Origin of the sequence: Methylobacterium tarhaniae, assembly GCF_001043955.1 — a bacterium.
Classification (GTDB): domain Bacteria; phylum Pseudomonadota; class Alphaproteobacteria; order Rhizobiales; family Beijerinckiaceae; genus Methylobacterium; species Methylobacterium tarhaniae.
Genome location: NZ_LABZ01000105.1, coordinates 1 through 20,078 on the forward strand (window position 1 = coordinate 1; position 20,078 = coordinate 20,078).

Here is a 20,078-nt window from a genome sequence, read left to right on the forward strand (position 1 = left end):
CAAGAACGCCTACGGGGCCAAATACCGGGAGCGCTGAGAGGATGATCCTGCTGCAACTCAGCGCCAGCCGCGGGCCCGGCGAATGCCGGCTCGCGGTCGCGGGCCTGTGCGACGTGCTGGTGCGGGAGGCGGCGTCGGCAGGCCTCGCCGCCACGATCCTGGAGGCGGTGCCGGGGAAACCCGGCCTGCTCTCGGCCCTCATCCGCCTCGACGGCGGGGAGGCCAGAGGCGACGAGGTCGAGTCCTGGGCCCGGTCCTGGGAGGGCACCGTGCGGTGGACCTGCCCGAGCCCGCTCCGGCCGGGTCACGGGCGCAAGAACTGGTTCGTCTCCGTCGCCCGGGTGGTGCCGCCCCGGATCGAGGATCTCGGCATCCGAGAGGCCGACCTGCGCTGGGAGACTTTCCGCGCGTCCGGCGCCGGCGGCCAGCACGTCAACACGACGGACAGCGCGGTGCGGCTCCGTCACCGGCCGAGCGGCCTCGCCATCACCTGCGACACCGAGCGCAGCCAGCACCGCAACCGGGCCCTGGCCCTGACCCGGCTCGGTCTGGCGCTCCGCGCCCGCGCGGAGGCGCGCGCAGGAGGGGGCGCAGGAGCGCTGGGCCCTCCACGTCACGGTCGCGGATCGGGGCGGGAGCGCGGTGCGCGCCTATGCGGGACCGGATTTCGCGCGGGTGCGATGAGCGGTGGCGATGCCGCGACGGCAAAGTTACCCATCGTTAACCATTCTGCGTGCAGGGTCGCTGTGGCCTGGTTGACACGCCGCAGTGATAAATTCGGGCGGGTGGCTTCGTTTCGCCGTGTTGCGGGGATAAGCTCCGCCATGGCTCACGGCCAAAGGGGGATGGATCATGCTCGGGACAGTGACGGCCTTCCTGGCAATCCTGATGGTTCTGGCCCTGCGCAACATCGCCAAGGCGGCGCTGATGCCGGTCTATGCCGTGCGCGACATCCACCGCGGCCGCTATGTCCGCGGGCTGGTGCTGCTCTCCTGCTCAGGCCTGGCCGCTTGGTCGATCTGGGCCATGACCCATACGGGCCGGACCAAGGCCGCCCCGGTGGCGGCGGTGATGTATACCGGCTGATCGCCGGGCCGCTTCCCGCTTCCTTGCACTGCGGCATCGACGCTGGCGCTTCGCGCTGGCGTTCGGGGGCGTTCGGGCCCATATCCTCGCTCGCGTCGCGCGCCCGCCCCTCCGAGGCAGGCCCCCGACCAGGCGCCCGAAGGACCGCCCTCGTCTGATCGATCCTCCCCCTCGCGGCGCGGGCCGCACGCAGCGTGGCCTCATGGGCCGCGCCGTCACGCCGTGCGCCCCGCCGCCAAGAAGAGTCAACGACCATGTTGCGTTCGAAGCAGAAGCCGAAGGTTCAGGATACGGGCTTCGTCCTGTTCGACGTCTACTACGAGGACGGCTCGCGCCGCTCCAACCGCCGGGTGCCCCGGACCGCCACGCTCGAGCACGACGTCGATACCGCCGTCCGCCAGGTGATCGAGGAGCAGGACCGCGACATCGCGGAGAAGTCCGGCCGCCCGCCGCTCGCCATCACCAAGATCGTGCGCTCGGCCGATTGAGCCGCCCGCCTGACCGATCGGTGCCGGCCGCGGGCCGGCATCCGTCGCCTCCCGTTCCGCGCCGGCCCTCGCGAGGCCGGGGCCGCCGCTCAGGCCCGGAGCAGAGCGTAGACATCGCCGGAATTCGCCGCCTGCGGCAGCCCCGTCAGATGCGCCGCCATCTCGTCGCGGCCCACGAAGCGCCCGAAGCGCAAGACCTGGCTCTCGCCCAGGGCGACGTCGAACCCGTAGGCGCCCAGAGACGCCAGCCGGTCGAGGCAGCGTAACGCCACGCCCCGGGCGATGGTGGTGAACTCGAAGGACAAGGCGGGCAGCGGCTCGGACAGGCCCGCCAGCACCCTTTCCTCGAATCCCTCGACGTCGATCTTCACGAAGGCCGGGCGCCCGTGCTCGGCCATCAGCCGGTCGAGGGTGGTGGCCGGCACCGTGATCGTCCGGTCCCAGACCTGCCCCTCCCAGCCCGGCGCGCCCGCCGCCTCCGCCACGAACGCCGCGGAGACCGAGGACACGGTCGGGTTCGCCGAGTTGAGGTGGAACGCGACCTCGCCCGCCGCGTCGCCGACCGCCGCCGCGACCAGGGTCACGCTCGCGTCGCGGCCGTGGAGCAGGCGGAGCGCCCGGGCCGGCCCGGGCTGCGGCTCCAGTGCCACGACCCGGGCGCCGAGGCGGCGGAAGGCCGCGACGCGATCCCCGACATGGGCGCCGATGTCGAACACCAAGTCGCCCGGCCGCACGAAACGGGCATAGAGCGCATCCATGGCGGCGTTGGGCGCGGCCGCGCCGCGATAGAGCCGCAGCGATCGGCCGGTCGCGGCGGCGGTTCCCTTGGGGCGGGTCATCGGATGCTCCGGGTTGCCGCCCGGATCCCTATCAGTAGATCGCCGGCTCGGGCACCGGCGCTCCGTACTCGGTGCGCAGGAAGTCGAAGTCGCAGCCCTCGTCCGCCTGCTGGATGTGGCGCGAGAACATCACGCCGTAGCCGCGCTCGTAGCGCGGGGCCGGCGGGGTCCAGGCGGCGCGGCGGCGCTCCAGCTCCTCGTCCGGCACCTCCATGCGGATCGCCCTAGCCTCGACGTCGATGCTGACGATATCCCCGGTGCGCAGCAAAGCCAGCGGCCCGCCGATGAAGGATTCGGGCGCCACATGGAGCACGCAGGCGCCGTAGCTGGTGCCGCTCATCCGCGCATCCGACAGGCGCAGCATGTCGCGGTGCCCCTCCTTCAGGAGCTTCTTCGGCATCGGCAGCATGCCCCATTCGGGCATCCCCGGACCGCCCTGCGGCCCGGCATTGCGCAGGACCAGCACGTGGTCGGCGGTCACGTCCAGGTTCTCGTCGTCGATCGCCGCCTTCAACGATGGGTAATCGTCGAAGACGAGCGCCGGGCCGGAATGCTTGAGGAAGCGCTGGTCCATCGCCGCCGGCTTGATGACGCAGCCGCTCGGCGCGAGGTTGCCCTTGAGGACCGCCAGCGAACCCTGGCCGTAGACCGGATTCGAGAGCGGCCGGATCACGTCGGCATTGTAGACCTTGGCGCCGTCGATCGCTTCGCCCAGCGTCCGGCCGCTGACGGTGAGGCAGTCGAGATGCAGATGCTCGCGGATCTCGTTCATCAGCGCCCGGATGCCGCCGGCGTAGAAGAAATCCTCCATCAGGTAGGCGTTGCCGCTGGGGCGGACGTTGCCGATCACCGGCACGATGCGGCTGTAGCGCTCGAAATCGTCGAGGCCGACGGCGTGGCCGGCGCGGCGCGCCATGGCGATCAGGTGGATGATCGCGTTGGTCGAGCAGCCCATCGCCATGGCGACCGCGATGGCGTTCTCGTAGGCCTCCCGGGTCTGGATCCGCTGCGGCGTCAGATCCTCCCACACCATGTCGACGATGCGCCGGCCGGATTCCGAGCAGAGCCGGATATGGCCGGCATCGGCCGCCGGAATCGACGAGCCGCCGGGCAGCACCATGCCGACGGCTTCCGCGATCGCCGTCATGGTCGAGGCGGTGCCCATGGTCATGCAGGTGCCGTAGGAGCGGGCGATGCCGCCCTCGATCCCGAGCCAGTCCTGGTCGGTGATCTTGCCGGCGCGCAGCTCGTCCCAATACTTCCAGCTGTCGGAGCCGGAGCCCAGCACCTTGCCCTGCCAGTTGCCGCGCAGCATCGGCCCGGCCGGGATGTAGATCGCCGGCAGGTTCATGCTGGTCGCGCCGAGCAAGAGGCCCGGCGTGGACTTGTCGCAGCCGCCCATCAGCACCGCGCCGTCGACCGGGTGGGAGCGCAACAGCTCCTCGGTCTCCATCGCCAGCATGTTGCGGTAGAGCATGGTGGTCGGCTTGACGAAGCTCTCGGAGACCGAGATCGCCGGCAACTCGACCGGGAAGCCCCCCGCCATCAGGATCCCGCGCTTCACGTCGTCGACGCGGTGCTTGAAATGGGCGTGGCAGGGCTGGAGGTCGGACCAGGTGTTCAGGATCGCGATGACCGGTTTGCCGGTCCATTCCTCGGGGGCGTAGCCCATCTGCATCGCGCGGGAGCGGTGCCCGAAGGAGCGCAGGTCCGCCGGCCCGAACCAGCGGGCGGAGCGTAAGGAGGCGGGCTCGCGGCGCCGGGCCTGCGGGCCGTCCGGGATGGTGCCGGGTTCGAGTTCGGGCGGAGGGAGCGGGTCGCGGGCCATGGTTCGAGGCTCCTGTCGGTGTCGTTCGTGAATGCCGGGCCGCAACGCCCGTCCCCTCCCCCCTTCTGCGGGGGAGGGTGGTCCCTGCGTCAGCAGGGGCCGGGAGAGGGGCAGCGCGACGCCGATCCAGGGGGCGCCCGTCAGTGTGGTCGCGACCTTTCCGGAAGCGTCGTTCCCTCTCCCGCCCGGCTCCGCCGGGCCCCCTCCCCCGCAGAGGGGGGAGGGTTCAGGTCAGTGCTGCAAGCCCCATTTCTGCACCGTCCGCCGCTCCAGCGTGCGGAAGATCAGGTTCTCGACCACGAGGCCGATGATGATCACGGTCAGCAGGCCGGCGAAGACGGCGGGGATGTCGAGGAGGTTGCGGTTCTCGAAGATGAACCAGCCGAGGCCCCCCGCCCCCGACGACACGCCGAACACGAGCTCGGCGGCGATCAGGGTGCGCCAGGCGAAGGCCCAGCCGATCTTGAGGCCGGTGAGGATCGACGGGAAGGCCGCCGGGATCAGGATCTTGGTGACGTAGGGCAGCCCCTTCAGGCCGTAATTGCGCCCGACCATCCGGAGCGTGTTCGAGACCCCGCGAAAACCCGAATGGGTGTTGAGCGCCACCGCCCAGAGCACCGAGTGGACCAGCACGAAGACCAGGCTGCCGTTGCCGAGCCCGAACCAGATCAGCGCCAGCGGCAGGAGCGCGATGGCCGGCAGGGGATTGAACATCGCCGTCATCGTCTCGAGGAAGTCGGTGCCGATGCGGGTCGAGATCGCCAGCATGGTCAGCGTCGCGGCGAGCAGGATGCCGGCGACGTAGCCCATCAGCAGCACCTTGATCGACGAGAAGGCCCGGCTCGGGATCGTGCCGTCGATCGTCTGCTGGTACAGCGTCGTGACGGTGTCGGAGAAGGTCGGGAACAGCAGCGGGTTGTCGAGGAGGCGGGCATAGACCTCCCAGACCAGCGCCAGCACCACGATGATCGCGGTCTTGCGCACGAAGCCGCTGTTCCACAGGATCTCGGCGGTGCCGAGCTGGCGCTCGACCGCGCCGTCGGCGGCGGGCGCCGCGTCGCTCAGGATGATGCGGGCCGGCATGGTGGCGGTCATGAATGCCTCCTCTCGGGCGCGACGGTCGATCAATGATGGGCCGGCTCGTCGGCGAACAGCAGGTCGTGGATCTGCTGCTCGAGCTGGCCGGCGCTGCCGTCCTGGGACGAGACCTTGTCGACGTCGCGCACCTCGGCCTTCACCCGGCCCGGATGGGGCGAGAGCAGCAGGATGCGGTTGCCGATCTTGATCGCCTCGGCGATCGAGTGGGTGACGAAGAGCACCGTGAACTTCGTCTCCTCCCAGAGCTGCAGCAGTTCGTCCTGGCAGGTGCGCCGGGTGAGCGCGTCGAGGGCCGCGAAGGGCTCGTCCATCAGCAGGATGTCGGGCTCCATCGCCATGCCGCGGGCGATCGCCACGCGCTGCTTCATGCCGCCCGAGAGGGTGTGGGGGTAGCTGTCGATGGCCCGCGTCAGGCCGACCTTCTCGATGTAGCCGCGCGCCCGCTCCTCCGCCTCGCGGCGGGACATCTTGCGGGCATTGAGGAGCGGGAAGGTCACGTTCTCCAGCACCGTCTTCCAGGGCAGGAGCTGGTCGAATTCCTGGAAGACCATCATCCGGTCGGCCCCGGGTTCCTTGACCACCCGGTCCTTGATGCGGATCTCGCCCTCGCTCGGATGCAGGTAGCCGCCCACGGCCTTCAGCAGGGTGGACTTGCCGCAGCCCGAAGGCCCGAGCAGCACGAAGCGGTCCGAGGTCTCGACCCGGAAGCTGACGCGCTCGGTCGCGGTGACCAGCACGTTGGGTGTCTTGTAGCGAAGCGTGACGCCACGGACGTCGAGGAGGGCGGTCATGATGGCGTATCCTCCCGTCAGCTGCCGCTCAGGTCGTGGGCGACCGGCAGGTAGTAGTCGGTCCAGGCCTTCGGCTTGGTTCGCAGGGTGCCGATCTGCCTCAGATGCTCGGCGAAGCGCATCGTGCCCTGCGGCTGGAGGTTGAACTCCATCATGCCGGGCTCACGCAGGTAGCTGAGAAGGTCCTCGACGCTCGTCTTGTCGCCGGTCACCTCCCGGTAGATCTCGACCGCCTTGGCGGGGTCCTGGCGGATGAAGGCTTGTGCCTCCTCGGAGGCCGCGCGCACCGCCTGGATGATCTTGGGGTTGGCGTCGGCGAACTTCGTGGTGGTGAAGAACTGGCCCTGCGTGAGCGGCCCGCCGATGATGTCGGGCGAGCGGGCGACGATGTGGGCGCCCGGGACGCTGCGCAGCTCGACGTACTGGAACGGCGGGGCCGCGAAATGCGTCCTGATCTCGTGGGTAGGGTTGGCGAGCGCGATCGCCGCGTCCGGGTGGCCGAGCTGCACCGTATTGGCATCGAGCCGGTTCGCCTGCTCGGCGCCGTAAGCCTCGCCCGCCGCCATCTGCAAGAGGATCGCCTGCGTCGAGACCTTCACGGTCGGCACCGCGATCTTGTCGCCGGGCGCGATGTCCTTGATCGATCGGATCTTCGGGTCGCGGCTGATGAGCAGCAGCGGCAGCGCCGAGGTGGCGACGATGCCCTTCACCCCGCCGCGCGTCCGGTCCCAGAGCAGCAGCAGGTTGCCGGTGCCGGTATTGACGATGTCGACCCCGCCGGCGAGCAGCGCGTCGGTCTGGCTGCCGCCGCCGGTGAAGGTGATCCACTTCGTCTTCACGCCCGGGGCGCCCAAGCGCTCGGCGTGCTTCTCGATCAGCCCCTGCTTCTCGATGACGTGGGTCGGCAGGTAGATGATGCCGGGCTGGCGCGTGATCGCGACCTCGCTCTTCTGCTGCGCCAGGGCCGGGACCATGCCGGGCAGCAGCGCGCTTGCGGCGAGGAGGCCCGCCGCGAAGGCGCGGCGCGCGGGCGAGTGGGGCATGAGCGTTCTCCCGAGGCCGCATCGTGGGCGGCGCATGCCGGCTCTTGTGGTTGATCGCCGGCTAGTTCCCCGCACTAAAATGGTAATGCATTAGTATGTCAACCCGGACCGGGCCGTGCTAGGCTTCTCCGGGGGTTGCTCAGGCAGCTCCCGCGTCGCCTACCCCGAGTCACGCCATGAACGCCGTCTTCGCCGGTGCGCAGCGTCTGCGCGACCGCTCGCGCCACGCCGCCCCCCAGGTCTTCGACCTCATCCGGGAAAAGATCGTCTCGCTCGACCTGGCACCCGGCACGGTGCTGTCGCGCCCGGAATTGCAGGCGAGCTTCGGCCTCAGCGCCACCCCGATCCGCGACGCGCTTCTGCGGCTCCAGGAGGAGGGCCTGGTCGACATCTTCCCGCAATCGGCGACGGTGGTGAGCCGCATCGATCTGGCGGCCGCCCGCCAGGCGCAGTTCCTGCGCCGCGCCGTCGAGCAGGAGGTGGTGCGCACCCTGGCGCAGGCGCCCGACCGGGCGCTGGTCGCCCGCCTCCAGGCCTTCGTGGCCGAGCAGGCGGTCTTCGCCGACGAGGGCGATTTCGCGCGGCTGTCGGCCAGCGACGAGGCCTTCCACCGCGCCCTGTGCGAGGCGGCCGCCGTCCCCGACCTCTGGGACCTGATCCGCCGCCGCAGCGGCCATATCGACCGCCTGCGCCGCCTGCACCTGCCGGTGGAGGGCAAGGCGCAGCAGATCGTGGCCGATCACCGGCGGATCGTGGCGGCACTCGCCGAGGGTACACCGGAAGCGGCGCAGGAGGCGCTTCGCGACCACCTGTCGAAGTCGATCGCGCTGGGTGACGAGATCCGGGCGCGCTGGCCGGCGTATTTCGCGTGACTCGCGCGGTCAGAAGAAGGTTGCCGGGCTGACGCCGAAGCGCTCCGAAAGGCGCGCGATCAAGCCCTACCCTCGCCCGACCACCGTCCGGATCGCGAAGCTCGACTGGATCCGCGCCACCCCCGGCAGGCGCGACAGCACCTCCTTGTGCAGGCGCTCGTAATCGCCGGCATCCGACACCTCGATCCGCATCAGGTAATCGGACAGGCCGGTCATCAGGTAGCAGTCGCGCACCTCCGGGCAGCGGCGCACCGCGGCCTCGAAGCGGTTGAGCGATTCCTCGGTCTGCCGGTCGAGGGTGATCTGGGTCAGGACCACGAGGTGGGCCTCGCGCTCGTCGGCCTCGATCAGGGCGGTGTAGCCGCGGATGGTGCCGTTCGATTCCAGGAGCCGCAGGCGACGCAGGCAGGCCGAGGGCGACAGGCCGACCTTGGCGGCAAGGTCCGCGTTGCTGATGCGCCCGTCGTCGCGCAGGACGCGCAGGATGCGCGCGTCGATCTCGTCCCGTCCCGCCACCGCGCAAGATCCTGTCGTCATGTCGCCGATCCGTGCGCGTCGTAGCATGAAGTTGCAGATTCTGCGACGATCTAGCGGGAAATTCGGCGATCCTTGCGCGACACTGTGACCATCGACCAGGCGCCGGGTCGGGCACGGGCAGGCAGGGCGCGACAGGGAATTTCGGCGATGCGCGTTCTGATCCTCGGCGGCGGCGTTGTGGGCGTCACCTCGGCCTATTACCTCGCCAAGGCCGGCCATCAGGTCACGGTGCTCGACCGCCAGCCGGGTGCGGGCCTCGAGACCAGCTTCGCCAATGCCGGCCAGGTCTCCCCCGGCTACTCGGCGCCCTGGGCCGCCCCCGGCATCCCGATCAAGGCGATGAAGTGGCTGATGATGCGCCACCGGCCGCTGGTGCTGTGGCCGAGCCTGGAGCCCAAGCTCTACGGCTGGCTCGCCCGGATGCTGGCGAACTGCAACGAGGATGCGTATCGCCGCAACAAGGGCCGGATGGTGCGGCTCGCCGAGTACAGCCGCGACGTGCTGCGCGACCTGCGCACCGAGACCGGGATCACCTACGATCACCGCGAGAAGGGCACGCTCCAGCTCTTCCGCACCCAGAAGCAGCTCGACCATGTCGGCGACGATACCGGCGTGCTCGACGAGTACGGCGTGCCCTACGAGGTGCTGGACCCGGCGGGCTGCATCGCGGCCGAGCCGGCGCTCGCCCGGGTCGCCGGCTCCTTCGTGGGGGGCCTGCGCCTGCCCGGCGACGAGACCGGCGACGCGCATCTCTTCACCCAGCGCCTCGCGGCGATCTGCGAGGGCATGGGCGTCACGATCCGCTACGGCGCGACGATCACCAGCCTTCGCCAGGAAGGCGGCCGGATCGCCGGCGTGGGGCTCGCCGGCGGCGAGGTGCTGACCGCCGACGCGTATGTCGCCGCCATGGGCAGCTACACCCCGGCGATGCTGAAGCCGCTGGGCATCGAGCTGCCGGTCTATCCGGTGAAGGGCTATTCCCTGACCCTGCCGATCACCGACGCCGATGCCGCCCCGGTCTCGACCGTGATGGACGAGACCTTCAAGGTGGCGATCACCCGGCTCGGCGACCGCATCCGGGTCGGCGGCACGGCCGAGCTCGCCGGCTTCAGCCAGGCCTTGCGCGGCCCGCGCCGGGCGACGCTGGAGCGCTCCGTCCTCGACCTCTTCCCGGAGGGCGGCGACGTCTCGCAGGCGAAGTTCTGGACGGGCCTGCGCCCGATGACGCCGGACGGCACCCCGATCGTCGGCGCCACAGCTTACGCCAACCTCTACACCAATACCGGCCACGGCACGCTCGGCTGGACCATGGCCTGCGGCTCGGGCCGCCTCCTCGCCGACCTGATCGGCGGCCGGGCGCCGGAGATCGACCATCGGGATCTGGCCGAGTCGCGCTACGCCAAGGCGGCGTGAGGTTCACTCTCGTACACGATGACTGACACCCTCCGCGTCATCCCGAGTCCGCGACAGCGGAGCCCGGGATGACCCTGTGGAGCGGGCCTCTCGGCGCCCGCTCGGCAACCGACGGCATCCATCCGCGACAACCGCCTCTCCCGCGCTAAATCCCGACACCGAGCGGGAGAATCGGCGGATGACGTGGGTCGCAGGGGTGGACGGGTGCCCGGGCGGCTGGGTCGCGGTCTTCGGCCCGGGCGACGGTAACCCCGAAAAAATCCGCACCCGGGTCCTGCCGAGCCTCGAGGCGATCTGCGACGCAGCCGAAGCGCCGGCGGTCGTGGCGGTCGACATCCCGATCGGCCTGCCGGACCGGGTCGGGCCCGGCGGCCGGACCGCCGAGGTTCTGGTGCGGGCGCTGCTGGGCCCGCGGCGCGCCTCGGTCTTCCCGACTTCGGCCCGCAGCGTCGTCTACGCGCTGGACTATACGGCGGCCATCGCCCTGTCGCGCCGGCCCGGGACCCAGCCCTTCGCCCCCTCCCCGCCCGCGCAGGCGATCTTTCCCCGCATCCGCGAGGCGGATGCCCTGCTGCGCGCCCGGCCCGACTTGCAGGCGCGGGTCTACGAGGTGCATCCGGAACTCGCCTTCCGGAGCCTCAACGGCGGGACCCCGCTCGCGGCCGCGAAGCGGAAGCCGGAGGGCGCGGCCCTGCGGCGCGACCTTCTCGCCAAAGCCGGCCTGCCGGCCGACCTGACCCCGCCCCGGGGCGCCAAGCCCGACGACCTCCTCGACGCCCTGGCGGCCCTCGCGGTGGCACGGGCCATCGCCAACGGGCGCGGCGTGCCGTATCCCGATCCGCCGGAGCGCGACGCCCACGGCCTGCCGGCGGCGATCTGGACGCTACCCCTCAGCGAGGCACCCGCATGACCGATCTGCCGACCCGCGACATCGCCCGCGCCCTGGTGCTCGACCCGAAAGGCCGCCTCCTCCTGATCGCCTACGAGGCCTCGCGCGACGTCGACCCGAGCCGGCCGGGGGATCGGACCTTCTGGTTCATGCCCGGAGGCGGGATGGAGCCCGGCGAGACGCCGGAGGAGGCCTGCCGGCGCGAGCTGGCGGAGGAGATCGGCGTCGAGGATGCCCCCCTCGGGCCCCAGGTCGCCCGCTGCGACGGGCCGTTCACGCTGTTCAACAAGCCGCGCTTCGCCCGCGAGCGCTACTTCGTGGTGCGGCTGCCCGACGACCGGGTCGATACCAGCCGGTTGGCCGAGACCGAGGACAACCCCGTCTACGGCACCCGCTGGTGGCCGCTCGACGAGCTGGCGGCGACCCATGAGCGCGTGGAGCCGCAAGGCTTGGCCGATCTGGCCAAAAGGCTCGTGGCCGGCGAGGCGATCCCCGCGGTCGTGACATTGTCCTGGGGCCCTGGCGCGGCGTAAGCCTACCGCAGAGCCCTTCAAGGAGTGCGAGACCCCATGGCCGACGCGACCCCCTTCCCCTCCGCGCTGACGGAGGGCTACCGCGCCTTCCTCGACGACCGGTTCGTGCGCGAGCAGGACCGCTATGCCAGCCTCGCCGAGGGGCAGAGCCCCGAGATCCTGATCATCAGCTGCTGCGACAGCCGGGTTTCGCCGGAGGTGATCTTCGACGCGCGGCCGGGGGAGCTGTTCGTCGTGCGCAACGTCGCCAACCTCGTCCCGCCCTTCGAGACCGGCGGCGAGTATCACGGCACCTCGGCGGCGCTCGAATTCGCCGTGCAGGCGCTCAAGGTGAAGCACATCGTGGTGCTGGGCCATGCCCGCTGCGGCGGCGTGCGCGCCTATGCGGACGATGCGGCGCCGCTCTCGCCCGGCGACTTCATCGGCCGCTGGGTGTCCCTGATCCGCCCGGCGGCGGAGGCGCTCGGCGACGAGCCGCGCGGGCCGGACTACCTCGAGCAGCTCGAATACGCCACGGTGACGAACAGCCTGCGGAACCTGATGACGTTCCCTTGCGTGCGCATCCTGGTGGAGCGCGGCAAGCTGCAGCTCCACGGCGCGCATTTCGGCATCGCCACCGGCCAGCTGCGGATCCGCGACCCCGAGACCGGCGAGTTCCGCCTGGCCGAGCCCGACCGGGCGGCGCACCCGACCCGGCTGATCCGGTGCCAGGACGAAGCGGGCAGCGGGGGTTGAGCGCGCGACCGGTCCGACGGTCTCCAGGTTCGGTCTCCAGGTTCGGCCCGGCGTGAGGCCGGGCCGTCACCCGAGCCCGTGCGAACGGGCGACGATCCCGGCCGGATCCCCGGCCGGGGCGGTTCTCCCGGCTCGGACGGTTATCGATCCGCCTTGCCGCCGCCGATGGTCAGTTCGAGATAGCGGCGCGTCGTCGGCCGCACGAGGTCGGCCATGGCCTGGGCCATCGCCAGCTCCTCCCGCAGCGACATCTCGAAGGCGGGCAGCCGCGCGCTCTGGCCGGCGGCCTCCGCCAGGGTGATCAGCGCGTCGTAGGCGGCCGCCTCGTAATTCTCGAAGGCGCGGTTGGCGAAGGCGTTCTTCAGGATCTCGTCCTGGGCCGGGGTGTGGGCGAGCGCCGCCATGTTGCCCATGAAGCCGAGCACGCCCTCCTTCAGGGCCGAAGGGCTCTCGGACATCGCCGCGAGGGCCTCGTCCAGCCGGTCTCGCTGACCATGCGTCTCGGTGATGTGCCGGCGCAGGGCGGCCTCCATGTCGGGGTAGCGCTCCAGGCGCTCGACCTGCCGCTCCATGATCTGGAGCGCCTGCAATTCGAGCGCATGCGTATTCTTCAGGGCGGTCACGTAGAGCGAGCGGACGTCCTCGGCCATCGGGGGCTCCTTCCTGGCGGCGGTGTGTCGGGGCAGGGGTCTGCTGCCCGGGCCAACGCCCTCCGCAAACGCCGGTTCGCCTCAGATACTCATACTGTGACAAAGTATCCGAGGTGGCCCGATCGGCCAGGAACGCCCGCAGAGGACCGGCGTTGTCCGCCCTCCACGGCGAGGAGACCACCTCGCTCCAACCCCAGGGAGACTCGCCATGACTGCGTCACCGCCGCCCGTGCCGCCGGCCAACCGCTCCGACAAGGGCCCGGGCAGCGCCGAGCGCGCCCCGACCGAGTCCGGGCCGAAGGGCGCGAACCAGACCAAGGATCCGGACAAGATCGGCCAAGCCGGCAACTCGAAGGTGAACACCACCAACCAGGGCTACCAGCAGGATCGGTGATCGCATGAGCACCTCGGACAAGACCGACGCCGCCAACCGCCACCATGGCGGCCCCGGCAGCAGCCACCAAGCCCCCGACCGTCCCGACCCCACGGCGCAGGACGGCCCGAACCCGGGCGCGGCCACCAGCGACAGCCGCTCCCACGTCTCGGGCGGCGGCGGCGAGCGCGACCGGCATCACACGCACGACCCCGATCGGAAAGGGCATTCGCCGCGCTCGCATTGACGTCGGCCAGGTACCGTCCCGCCGAAGAAGGGCAGCCTCCGTTAAGGATGTTTCCCGTGAAACGGCGGGGCGGGCGCCCCGATCCCGTCACGGCCTCAGCGCGATATCGCCAAGGTCCACGCTCAGAAGGGCTTCCCTGACGAACCGCGTGCAGGGAGCCCGCTCATGTCCGACCCCGCCCTTCTTCAGCCCGGTCTCACCCGCCGCGCCGCCCTGATCGGCGCGGCGCTCGCCACCTGCGCCGCCAGGAATGCGAATGCGGCGGAGGATGCGGCCGCCCGGCTCGCGCAGCTGGAGCGGCGCGACGGCGGGAGGCTCGGGGTCGAGGTGCGCGACACCGCCACCGGCCGGCGCTTCGGCCACCGCGCCGACGAGCGCTTCCCGATGTGCAGCACCTTCAAGGCGCTCGCCGCCGCGGCGGTGCTGGCCCGGGCCGACACGGGCAAGGACGACCTGAACCGCCGGATCACCTACGGCCGGGACGCCGTCCTCAGCTATGCCCCGGTCACGGCGAAGCACGTCGAGACCGGCATGACGCTCGCGGAACTCTGCGCCGCCGCCGTGGTGTGGAGCGACAACACCGCCGCCAACCTGATGCTCGACACCCTGGGCGGCCCCGGAGGAATCACCGCCTTCGCTCACGCCCACGGCGATACCGTCACCCGCCTCGACCGCACCGAGCCGACGCTCAACACCGCGATCCCCGGCGACCCGCGCGACACGACGAGCCCGGCGGCGATGGTCGGCCTCCTGGACAATGTGCTGCTCGGCCAAGCCCTGACGGACAAGTCGCGCGCGAGGCTCGCCGGCTGGATGAACGAGAGTCCGACCGGCCTCAAGCGCGTGCGCGCCGGTTTGCCGGAAGGGTGGCGCGTCGCGGACAAGACCGGCACCGGCGACAACGGCACCGCCAACGTGGTGGCGCTGATCCACCGGCCGGACGGTGCGCCGATCCTCGCGGCGGTGTATCTCACCGGGTCACCGGCCGAGCCCGCCGCGCGCGATGCCCTGCACGCCGAAGTGGGCCGGTTGATCGCCCGGAGCTTCCCCGGCGCCTGACCCCTCGAAGGCTCATGTCGAAGACCACCCGCGCCACCCAGGCCCTCGCCCGCGCCGGCATCCCCCACACGGTCCACGCCTACGCGTACGACCCGGACGCCCCCCGCATCGGCCTCCAGGCGGCGGAGGCGATGGGCGTGTCGCCGGGCGAGGTGTTCAAGACCCTGATGGCCACGGTCGACGGCAGGCCGGTCTGCGTGCTGGTGCCCTCCGACCGGGAGGTGTCGCTGAAGACGCTCGCCGCCGCCTTCAAGGCCAAGTCCGCCGCGATGATGCGCCCGGCCGATGCCGAGCGGCTGACCGGCTACCATGTCGGCGGCATCAGCCCGCTCGGCCAGAAGCGGGCCGTGCCGACCCTGGTCGATACGGCCGCCCTCGGCCATCCGGAGATCTTCGTGAACGGCGGCCAGCGCGGGCTGCAGCTGCGCGTGAAGCCCGCCGACCTCGTGCGCGTGCTCCAGGCTCGCACCGAGGCCGTGACCTGACGGAAACGCAGCGTTAACCACGATCCGCCAAGGCTCGGTCTCGGGAATAGGCCAGGGAGCGGGCGGATGCGGTACGGCGTGGGGCTGGTTGCGGGCGTGATCGCCCTCGGCCTCGCGGGGCCGGCGGCGGCGGCCGACATGCCGGAGCCCGGCTACTGGCCGGCGCCGCGGCCCGTACCGGGCCCTGCCCCGCCCCCGCGCTACTTCCCCCGCGGCGACAGCGACGCCTCGCCCGCGACCCGGGCCGGCCCTGCCTGCGAGGGTTTCGTGCCCACCAACGCGCTCGGCGACCCCACCTATGTCGGCTCGCCCTTCGGCCTCGGCAAGCCGAGCTATTACGGCTTCCCGCCTCCGCGCGGCGTCGACGATCCGTATGGACGCCGGCCTCCCCGGGGATGCTTCTGACATCGACCGCGTCCGGCCTTGCTGCGCCGCCCCCATCGGGTAAATCCGTCTCGCCCATCGATGGAGCATCGCTCATGCCCCGCATCGCCTGCCTTCACACGATCGACAGCAACGCCGCCGTCTTCGACGAGGCGCTGCGGATGACGGGATTGACCGGTGTCAGCCTGCGCCACACCGTGCGCGCCGACCTGCTCGCCTCCGCCGAACGGCAGGGGCGGCTTACGCCCGAGATCGCCGCCGAGACCGTCGCAGTCCTGCGCAGCCTGTTCGCGGAGGCCGATGCGGTGCTGCTGACGTGCTCGACCCTGGGACCCGCCGCGGAGACGGCGGCGCGCGATGCGCCGGTGCCGGTGCTGCGGGTCGATGCGGCGCTTGCCGCCGAAGCGGTGAGGGAGGGCGGCAGGGTGGCGGTGCTCTGCGCCGTCGAGACGACGGTCGAGCCGACCCGGCGACTCTTCGAGGCCGCCGCGCAAGCGACGGGTGCGCAGGTGAGCGTGCAGGTGGTCCCGCAGGCCTGGGAAGCGTTCAAGGCGGGCGACCTCGACCGCTATCGGAGCCTGGTCGCCCGCGCCGCCGGCATCGCGCGGGAGGCGGGTGCGATGCAGGTCGCCCTCGCACAGGCCTCCATGGCCGGTGCCGCTGCCCTGCTTCCCGAGGAGATCCGACCCCTCACCAGCCCGGCGGTCGGCCTCGCGGCGGCGGTCGCCGCTGCCCGGGCGACGTAGCCGGGAGGGGTCGGTCGGAGACCTGCCGGTTCAGATGGGCGTTCTCATACCAACGGCCTAAGATGCCGACGCACCAGGCCGTTGAACCATCTCGAATTTTCGGTTTCACGCCAAAGGCTTGGCGACAATTCGAGAACGGAACCAAAGGTCGTTTTCTTTCGACCGTTGGTATCAATCCCCGTTCGTCGGCCGGTCCACGCGCGCCCGCGTGTCCTCGTCCAGCACGGCGCGGATCGCCGCCGTCAGCGGATGGCGGGCGGTGTGCTTGGCGCCGTAGACGAGGTTGAAGGCGTAGTCGAAGCCCGGCGGATTGCGTCCCTGGTTGTGCTGGAGGATCGTCTCCAGCTTGTCGAAGCCCTTGGCGAGGATCGCCTCCGGCGAGGTGCCGGCCTCATACTCCTCCCACAGGATCAGGATCTCGTGCCGACGCTCCAGCGGCAGCGGCGCGGTGAGAGTCAGGAGATCCCGCCGCTCTTGCGCCGTCTTGTCCGCCGCGCGGGGATCGGTCGCCGGGATGTCGCCGCCGATCGCCTCGCCGAGGTCGTGGATGAGGCACATCTTGATGAGCTTGAGCACATCGACCCCGCCGACGCTCCCGGCCAGCACCATCACCATCAGGCAGAGCCGCCAGCTGTGCTCGGCCGTGCTCTCCTGCCGGCCGGACGCGGTGGTGCCGCTGCGCAGGGTGCTCTTGAGGGCCTCGGCCCGCCGCAGGAAATCCAGTGTTCCGGCGAGTTCGTCGGGGGTCAAGGGCAGACAACCTCCTCGGTGACAGCCGGCCTCGACGGCCGCGGGGACGAGCGCGACGTCATCCGCCGCGGGACCGACCGCGAGGTCGTGCACGATCGGGTCGCGAAGGGCAACCAGGTGCCGCAAGGCGCATGCGGTCGTTGCGGCTCGCAGGCCTCACACGCTCCGGGGCGCCCTCACAGACCGAGCTGCTGGATCCATTCGCCGAGCCTTCGGGAGGTTCCGGGTTGATGCGGCTCGACCATCCGGCGGACGGCAACGTCGCGCGGCAGGCAGCCGAAGCGCCGCTTGAAGGCACGGCTGAAGTTTCTCTCATCCGAGAAGCCCGTGGCATAGGCGACGCTCGAGATACGCGGCCGGCCGCCGTCGGGCGGAGCCGTCAGCAGCCGCATCGCCTGAGCCAGGCGGCAATTGCGGATGTAGTTCTGCACGCCGTCATCGGCCGCGAACTGACGGTACAGCGTCGCCCGCGACAGGCCGAAATGCGCGCAGATCCTCTTCGGTCCCAGATCCGCAGCGCCCAAATTGTCCTGGATGAACGTCCTGACGGCGAGGCTGATGCGGCTTTCCGTGGTCGCGGCATCCTCCGAGGGTTCCGGGAGCGCGGTGGCGCAGAGCGAGGCCGCCGCTTTGGCGATGCCCGCCGCGTGCTGGGTGGTCAGGTCACCGCAACCGGCCACCACCTCGCACAGATAGGAGGCGAAGATCTGCGCCATCCGATCGTGTGCGGTGCCGAACACGCTGCCGTGCAGGCTGCCGATCTGCCCGCTGCGGCTGCCGAGCAAGGCCCGGGGAACGAGGATGCTGGTGGCTTCCATGGCTGACGACGAGACGGCGACCGGCTGAGCCAGGTCATAGATGACGAAGTCCGACGGGTTGATCACGGCTTCCGACCGGTCCGTCCGCACCTCGCTTCTGCCGCGCCGGTAGAACTGGATCAGAACATGGTCGATGCCCTGGCGCGCCGCCGTGCGGCCGTTCCGCTCTAACATCTGAGCAGGAGCCGATATCTCTCCGACGAGGACCGAGCCGAGATTGTAGCTTCGCATCCCGATCTCCGGGCCGGTATGCGTGTCCGGCACCGGGCGCACGTCGAAGATCGGCGCAAGGTGCTCTGCCCATGACTTCCAGGCCGTAGCCGGATCAGCATCCAATGCGAAGCAATCGACAGGAATACCTGACATCATGACCGTCTATAATTGATGTCGAAAAGCGAGCCCTTCCTCGCTTGAACGCTCATGACCTAACGCCATTGCTCGCGATCTCGACCCTCAAGATCACATTGGCGACGGCTCATCTGAGATTTGATTTATCCAGCCGATTCCGCAGCGACAAGCGCGTTCATTGGCAAATTTTGCGACGATCGCAGATCCGGCTGCCCGGTGCCGGGCCGCAATGGCCACGAAATGGCGTAAGGGAAAGCCTGTTCGACCGGTCTCGACAGATCTCGAACCCACGGCGTCATTCCGGACCGCGCAGCGGAGCCCGAAATCCATAAACTCAGGTGATGCAGAACGGAGCGGGATGCTCTCCACTTACTCCTGAGAGCCTGTTTGACCTGAATCGAGGATTTTCCCCTTCTCGACCTGATCCTGAGGTGCCGGCGATCGGAGATCGCGTGCGACCAAAGGGAGCCTCGGAAGATGACTTAAGAAATCGCCCGGGCAGCTGGAGCCCTCATTCGATCGTAGATCGTGCGCGAACTCCGATCGCCGATACTTCAGGGTGAGTTTGTGCATGGGAAAGACCCACAGATACACTGATCATCTCAGTCAAACAGGCTCTGAGCCATCGGCATTTCTGAATTCCGGGCTGCGCTGCGCGGCTCCGGACTTGACGCGGAGGGTGTCAACACTGCCGACGGGCAGGACAGGCTCGGGTTGCAGGCGTGAGCCGGATCGGAGCAGGAGGTGGACTGCCTCGCCACGACACTCGTGAGCAGCGACACCCTGTTCGTAATTCGAACCTTTCATAATATTTGCTTTTACATTTCCATCCCATTGGATCCGCCGCCTTTACCTAGCGAACGTGGCGCATTATACGCTTCGATCGATGTGCAGCCGTGTTCGCACATCGGGATTTTCGTGCATGGCATCAACTCAGATGACGCACAAAGAGGGATGCAGACCGATCTGACGCCCTCTCTTCCGGGAATCGGCATGCATGACATGGGGTACATTATGAATGCACAAGAAATGATTGTCCATCATACGACCGAAGAAATATTATCACATCCGCGATTTCAAGAGTGCCGCGAGGTCTACATCGATAATTGCATCGACGTTTACAAAATAGAGGGATTTCCTGGAAAATCGAGCGCCGATGCCGGCCGCGTCACGACGCTGGCGATCATCGTGTGCCTGCATGCGCGATACATCGAGGATGATCGCGAAACGTGGCCGACCCTGAAGCGGCTCAAGGAGACGGTCGCCGATTTCGGGTTCGCCAGCCCACGCTTCATCGACGACTTCGTCGCGCGCCTGGTCCAGACCGAGTTTCTGGAGCTGCGCCATCATCCCGCCGACAGCCGCGTCCGCCTTCTCGTCCCGACCGAAGCTCTGCTGCGCTGGGACCGCGAGTGGATGGCGGCGCATTTCGAGCCTCTGGCGGTCCTGTTTCCGGAGCCTGGCTACGCCCTCGCCATCGATCGCAGCCCGGCTTTCCAGAAGGCCCACGGAGGCGCCTCCGTTCCCGTGCTCGAGGGCGCCGTCAAGGTGGCGTGGCGCAACCTCGACGTCGTCTTCTTCCTGGCGGCGACCAGCGCCCTCTCGATCCTGTTCACCCTGTGCCGCCTCGGCGGGGAAACCACGGAGAGCGGCGTGCGAGAGGCCGATCTCGCTGTGCTCGCCCCGCAATTCGGGGTTTCCCGCTCACACATCCGGAACATGCTGCTCGCCGCAGAACAGCACGGCTTCCTGGCGCGCCACGGTGACAAGGGGCAGTTCATCGTCCTGACACCGCGCTGGATCGCCGCCTTCGACCGCTTCATCGCGGATTCTCTCTCTTACAGCGACCTCACGTACCGCCTCGGCTGCGAGGCTCTGATGAAGCAGAATCAGTCCTGATCCTGTTCCCCTGGAGAAAGCCGCCGTTCGATTGTCGCTCATCCCGACAGCGACCGGCTGCACCGGAGAGGATCTTCGCCGCATCTTCGGTGCGGCGCTCCCCTGGCGCCCGGCCCCCGCCCCGATTACGGTCGCGCCGGCTCGACCGACCGGAGATCCACGATGAC

The 20,078-nt window shown here is 69.7% G+C and carries 23 protein-coding genes and 1 pseudogene; 15 read left to right on the forward strand and 9 right to left on the reverse strand.

Annotated features, from left to right (window positions below; translation table 11 throughout):
• Positions 1–41: 41 nt before the first annotated feature.
• From prfH to VQ03_RS15255, 3 genes and pseudogenes are all read left to right on the forward strand, one after another.
• Positions 42–518: pseudogene (gene prfH, locus VQ03_RS35285) on the forward strand (peptide chain release factor H); the annotation flags it as partial.
• A gap of 334 nt (positions 519–852) precedes the next feature.
• Positions 853–1,086, forward strand: a complete 234-nt coding sequence (locus VQ03_RS35290; RefSeq protein WP_048451743.1) for a hypothetical protein — start codon at positions 853–855, stop codon at positions 1,084–1,086.
• A 254-nt stretch (positions 1,087–1,340) separates the two neighbouring features.
• Entirely contained in the window at positions 1,341–1,574 is a 234-nt protein-coding gene (locus VQ03_RS15255; protein WP_048451744.1) for a hypothetical protein, read from the forward strand.
• A gap of 89 nt (positions 1,575–1,663) precedes the next feature.
• On the opposite strand, the gene VQ03_RS15260 is transcribed toward VQ03_RS15255, so the two are convergent.
• The 5 genes from VQ03_RS15260 to VQ03_RS15280 form a co-directional block, all read right to left on the reverse strand.
• A complete protein-coding gene (locus VQ03_RS15260; protein ID WP_048451745.1) occupies positions 1,664–2,413 on the reverse strand; it encodes an FkbM family methyltransferase in 750 nt (249 codons plus the stop codon).
• A gap of 31 nt (positions 2,414–2,444) precedes the next feature.
• Positions 2,445–4,241, reverse strand: a complete 1,797-nt coding sequence (gene araD / locus VQ03_RS15265) for an L-arabinonate dehydratase (RefSeq protein ID WP_083468026.1) — start codon at positions 4,239–4,241, stop codon at positions 2,445–2,447.
• Positions 4,242–4,472: 231 nt separating this feature from the next.
• Positions 4,473–5,336 carry an ABC transporter permease gene (locus tag VQ03_RS15270; protein ID WP_425350072.1) on the reverse strand — a complete coding sequence of 288 codons (864 nt, stop codon included), beginning with the start codon at positions 5,334–5,336 and terminating at the stop codon, positions 4,473–4,475.
• Between the two features lie 29 nt (positions 5,337–5,365).
• Positions 5,366–6,130, reverse strand: coding sequence for an ABC transporter ATP-binding protein (locus VQ03_RS15275; RefSeq protein WP_048451746.1), 765 nt, complete (start codon positions 6,128–6,130; stop codon positions 5,366–5,368).
• A gap of 17 nt (positions 6,131–6,147) precedes the next feature.
• On the reverse strand, positions 6,148–7,173 hold the full coding sequence (locus VQ03_RS15280; protein WP_048451747.1) for an ABC transporter substrate-binding protein: 1,026 nt from the start codon (positions 7,171–7,173) through the stop codon (positions 6,148–6,150).
• 176 nt (positions 7,174–7,349) lie between these two features.
• Between VQ03_RS15280 and VQ03_RS15285 the strand changes: the two genes are divergently transcribed.
• Complete coding sequence (locus tag VQ03_RS15285) at positions 7,350–8,045, forward strand: GntR family transcriptional regulator (RefSeq protein ID WP_048451748.1); 696 nt, start codon at positions 7,350–7,352, stop codon at positions 8,043–8,045.
• A 66-nt stretch (positions 8,046–8,111) separates the two neighbouring features.
• Here the strand turns inward: VQ03_RS15285 and VQ03_RS15290 are convergent, their stop codons facing one another.
• On the reverse strand, positions 8,112–8,582 hold the full coding sequence (locus VQ03_RS15290; RefSeq protein ID WP_048451749.1) for an Lrp/AsnC family transcriptional regulator: 471 nt from the start codon (positions 8,580–8,582) through the stop codon (positions 8,112–8,114).
• 138 nt (positions 8,583–8,720) lie between these two features.
• Between VQ03_RS15290 and VQ03_RS15295 the strand changes: the two genes are divergently transcribed.
• The 4 genes from VQ03_RS15295 (at position 8,721) to VQ03_RS15310 (ending at position 12,152) form a co-directional block, all read left to right on the forward strand.
• Positions 8,721–9,995 carry a D-amino acid dehydrogenase gene (locus VQ03_RS15295; RefSeq protein WP_342586465.1) on the forward strand — a complete coding sequence of 425 codons (1,275 nt, stop codon included), beginning with the start codon at positions 8,721–8,723 and terminating at the stop codon, positions 9,993–9,995.
• A 178-nt stretch (positions 9,996–10,173) separates the two neighbouring features.
• Positions 10,174–10,905 carry a DUF429 domain-containing protein gene (locus VQ03_RS15300; protein ID WP_048451751.1) on the forward strand — a complete coding sequence of 244 codons (732 nt, stop codon included), beginning with the start codon at positions 10,174–10,176 and terminating at the stop codon, positions 10,903–10,905.
• On the forward strand, positions 10,902–11,417 hold the full coding sequence (locus VQ03_RS15305; protein WP_048451752.1) for an NUDIX hydrolase: 516 nt from the start codon (positions 10,902–10,904) through the stop codon (positions 11,415–11,417). Before VQ03_RS15300 ends, VQ03_RS15305 begins: the two co-directional genes overlap by 4 nt.
• A 36-nt stretch (positions 11,418–11,453) precedes the next feature.
• Positions 11,454–12,152 carry a carbonic anhydrase gene (locus VQ03_RS15310; protein ID WP_048451753.1) on the forward strand — a complete coding sequence of 233 codons (699 nt, stop codon included), beginning with the start codon at positions 11,454–11,456 and terminating at the stop codon, positions 12,150–12,152.
• Between the two features lie 140 nt (positions 12,153–12,292).
• Here the strand turns inward: VQ03_RS15310 and VQ03_RS15315 are convergent, their stop codons facing one another.
• Positions 12,293–12,802, reverse strand: a complete 510-nt coding sequence (locus tag VQ03_RS15315) for a ferritin-like domain-containing protein (protein ID WP_048451754.1) — start codon at positions 12,800–12,802, stop codon at positions 12,293–12,295.
• 208 nt (positions 12,803–13,010) lie between these two features.
• Here VQ03_RS15315 and VQ03_RS15320 point away from each other — a divergent pair, with 208 nt between their 5' ends.
• The 6 genes from VQ03_RS15320 (at position 13,011) to VQ03_RS15345 (ending at position 16,096) form a co-directional block, all read left to right on the forward strand.
• Positions 13,011–13,196, forward strand: a complete 186-nt coding sequence (locus tag VQ03_RS15320) for a hypothetical protein (protein WP_048451755.1) — start codon at positions 13,011–13,013, stop codon at positions 13,194–13,196.
• Positions 13,197–13,200: 4 nt separating this feature from the next.
• Positions 13,201–13,422: a hypothetical protein gene (locus tag VQ03_RS15325; RefSeq protein WP_048451756.1), complete on the forward strand. Its 222-nt coding sequence runs from the start codon at positions 13,201–13,203 to the stop codon at positions 13,420–13,422.
• Between the two features lie 165 nt (positions 13,423–13,587).
• Positions 13,588–14,481 carry a class A beta-lactamase gene (gene bla, locus VQ03_RS15330; protein WP_048451757.1) on the forward strand — a complete coding sequence of 298 codons (894 nt, stop codon included), beginning with the start codon at positions 13,588–13,590 and terminating at the stop codon, positions 14,479–14,481.
• A 14-nt stretch (positions 14,482–14,495) separates the two neighbouring features.
• The gene (gene ybaK / locus VQ03_RS15335; RefSeq protein WP_048451758.1) at positions 14,496–14,966 is read left to right on the forward strand and encodes a Cys-tRNA(Pro) deacylase; all 471 of its coding nucleotides are present in this window, start codon (positions 14,496–14,498) and stop codon (positions 14,964–14,966) included.
• A gap of 66 nt (positions 14,967–15,032) precedes the next feature.
• Entirely contained in the window at positions 15,033–15,371 is a 339-nt protein-coding gene (locus tag VQ03_RS15340; protein WP_053078599.1) for a hypothetical protein, read from the forward strand.
• 74 nt (positions 15,372–15,445) lie between these two features.
• Positions 15,446–16,096: an aspartate/glutamate racemase family protein gene (locus VQ03_RS15345; RefSeq protein ID WP_048451759.1), complete on the forward strand. Its 651-nt coding sequence runs from the start codon at positions 15,446–15,448 to the stop codon at positions 16,094–16,096.
• Positions 16,097–16,267: 171 nt separating this feature from the next.
• On the opposite strand, the gene VQ03_RS15350 is transcribed toward VQ03_RS15345, so the two are convergent.
• The gene (locus VQ03_RS15350) at positions 16,268–16,846 is read right to left on the reverse strand and encodes an HD domain-containing protein (RefSeq protein ID WP_048451760.1); all 579 of its coding nucleotides are present in this window, start codon (positions 16,844–16,846) and stop codon (positions 16,268–16,270) included.
• 176 nt (positions 16,847–17,022) lie between these two features.
• Entirely contained in the window at positions 17,023–18,030 is a 1,008-nt protein-coding gene (locus VQ03_RS15355; RefSeq protein ID WP_167376101.1) for a helix-turn-helix domain-containing protein, read from the reverse strand.
• 750 nt (positions 18,031–18,780) lie between these two features.
• Here VQ03_RS15355 and VQ03_RS15360 point away from each other — a divergent pair.
• Positions 18,781–19,911, forward strand: coding sequence for a hypothetical protein (locus VQ03_RS15360; protein WP_245292096.1), 1,131 nt, complete (start codon positions 18,781–18,783; stop codon positions 19,909–19,911).
• The last annotated feature ends 167 nt before the right edge of the window (positions 19,912–20,078 follow it).

What these genes read in the sequence shown, in the direction of transcription:
- VQ03_RS35290 (WP_048451743.1), top strand. Translation starts at nt 853, where the DNA reads ATGCTCGGGACAGTGACGGCCTTCCTGGCAATCCTGATGGTTCTGGCC.
- VQ03_RS15255 (WP_048451744.1), top strand. Translation starts at nt 1,341, where the DNA reads ATGTTGCGTTCGAAGCAGAAGCCGAAGGTTCAGGATACGGGCTTCGTC.
- VQ03_RS15260 (WP_048451745.1), bottom strand. Translation starts at nt 2,413, where the DNA reads ATGACCCGCCCCAAGGGAACCGCCGCCGCGACCGGCCGATCGCTGCGG.
- araD (WP_083468026.1), bottom strand. Translation starts at nt 4,241, where the DNA reads ATGGCCCGCGACCCGCTCCCTCCGCCCGAACTCGAACCCGGCACCATC.
- VQ03_RS15270 (WP_425350072.1), bottom strand. Translation starts at nt 5,336, where the DNA reads ATGACCGCCACCATGCCGGCCCGCATCATCCTGAGCGACGCGGCGCCC.
- VQ03_RS15275 (WP_048451746.1), bottom strand. Translation starts at nt 6,130, where the DNA reads ATGACCGCCCTCCTCGACGTCCGTGGCGTCACGCTTCGCTACAAGACA.
- VQ03_RS15280 (WP_048451747.1), bottom strand. Translation starts at nt 7,173, where the DNA reads ATGCCCCACTCGCCCGCGCGCCGCGCCTTCGCGGCGGGCCTCCTCGCC.
- VQ03_RS15285 (WP_048451748.1), top strand. Translation starts at nt 7,350, where the DNA reads ATGAACGCCGTCTTCGCCGGTGCGCAGCGTCTGCGCGACCGCTCGCGC.
- VQ03_RS15290 (WP_048451749.1), bottom strand. Translation starts at nt 8,582, where the DNA reads ATGACGACAGGATCTTGCGCGGTGGCGGGACGGGACGAGATCGACGCG.
- VQ03_RS15300 (WP_048451751.1), top strand. Translation starts at nt 10,174, where the DNA reads ATGACGTGGGTCGCAGGGGTGGACGGGTGCCCGGGCGGCTGGGTCGCG.
- VQ03_RS15305 (WP_048451752.1), top strand. Translation starts at nt 10,902, where the DNA reads ATGACCGATCTGCCGACCCGCGACATCGCCCGCGCCCTGGTGCTCGAC.
- VQ03_RS15310 (WP_048451753.1), top strand. Translation starts at nt 11,454, where the DNA reads ATGGCCGACGCGACCCCCTTCCCCTCCGCGCTGACGGAGGGCTACCGC.
- VQ03_RS15315 (WP_048451754.1), bottom strand. Translation starts at nt 12,802, where the DNA reads ATGGCCGAGGACGTCCGCTCGCTCTACGTGACCGCCCTGAAGAATACG.
- VQ03_RS15320 (WP_048451755.1), top strand. Translation starts at nt 13,011, where the DNA reads ATGACTGCGTCACCGCCGCCCGTGCCGCCGGCCAACCGCTCCGACAAG.
- VQ03_RS15325 (WP_048451756.1), top strand. Translation starts at nt 13,201, where the DNA reads ATGAGCACCTCGGACAAGACCGACGCCGCCAACCGCCACCATGGCGGC.
- bla (WP_048451757.1), top strand. Translation starts at nt 13,588, where the DNA reads ATGTCCGACCCCGCCCTTCTTCAGCCCGGTCTCACCCGCCGCGCCGCC.
- ybaK (WP_048451758.1), top strand. Translation starts at nt 14,496, where the DNA reads ATGTCGAAGACCACCCGCGCCACCCAGGCCCTCGCCCGCGCCGGCATC.
- VQ03_RS15340 (WP_053078599.1), top strand. Translation starts at nt 15,033, where the DNA reads ATGCGGTACGGCGTGGGGCTGGTTGCGGGCGTGATCGCCCTCGGCCTC.
- VQ03_RS15345 (WP_048451759.1), top strand. Translation starts at nt 15,446, where the DNA reads ATGCCCCGCATCGCCTGCCTTCACACGATCGACAGCAACGCCGCCGTC.
- VQ03_RS15355 (WP_167376101.1), bottom strand. Translation starts at nt 18,030, where the DNA reads ATGTCAGGTATTCCTGTCGATTGCTTCGCATTGGATGCTGATCCGGCT.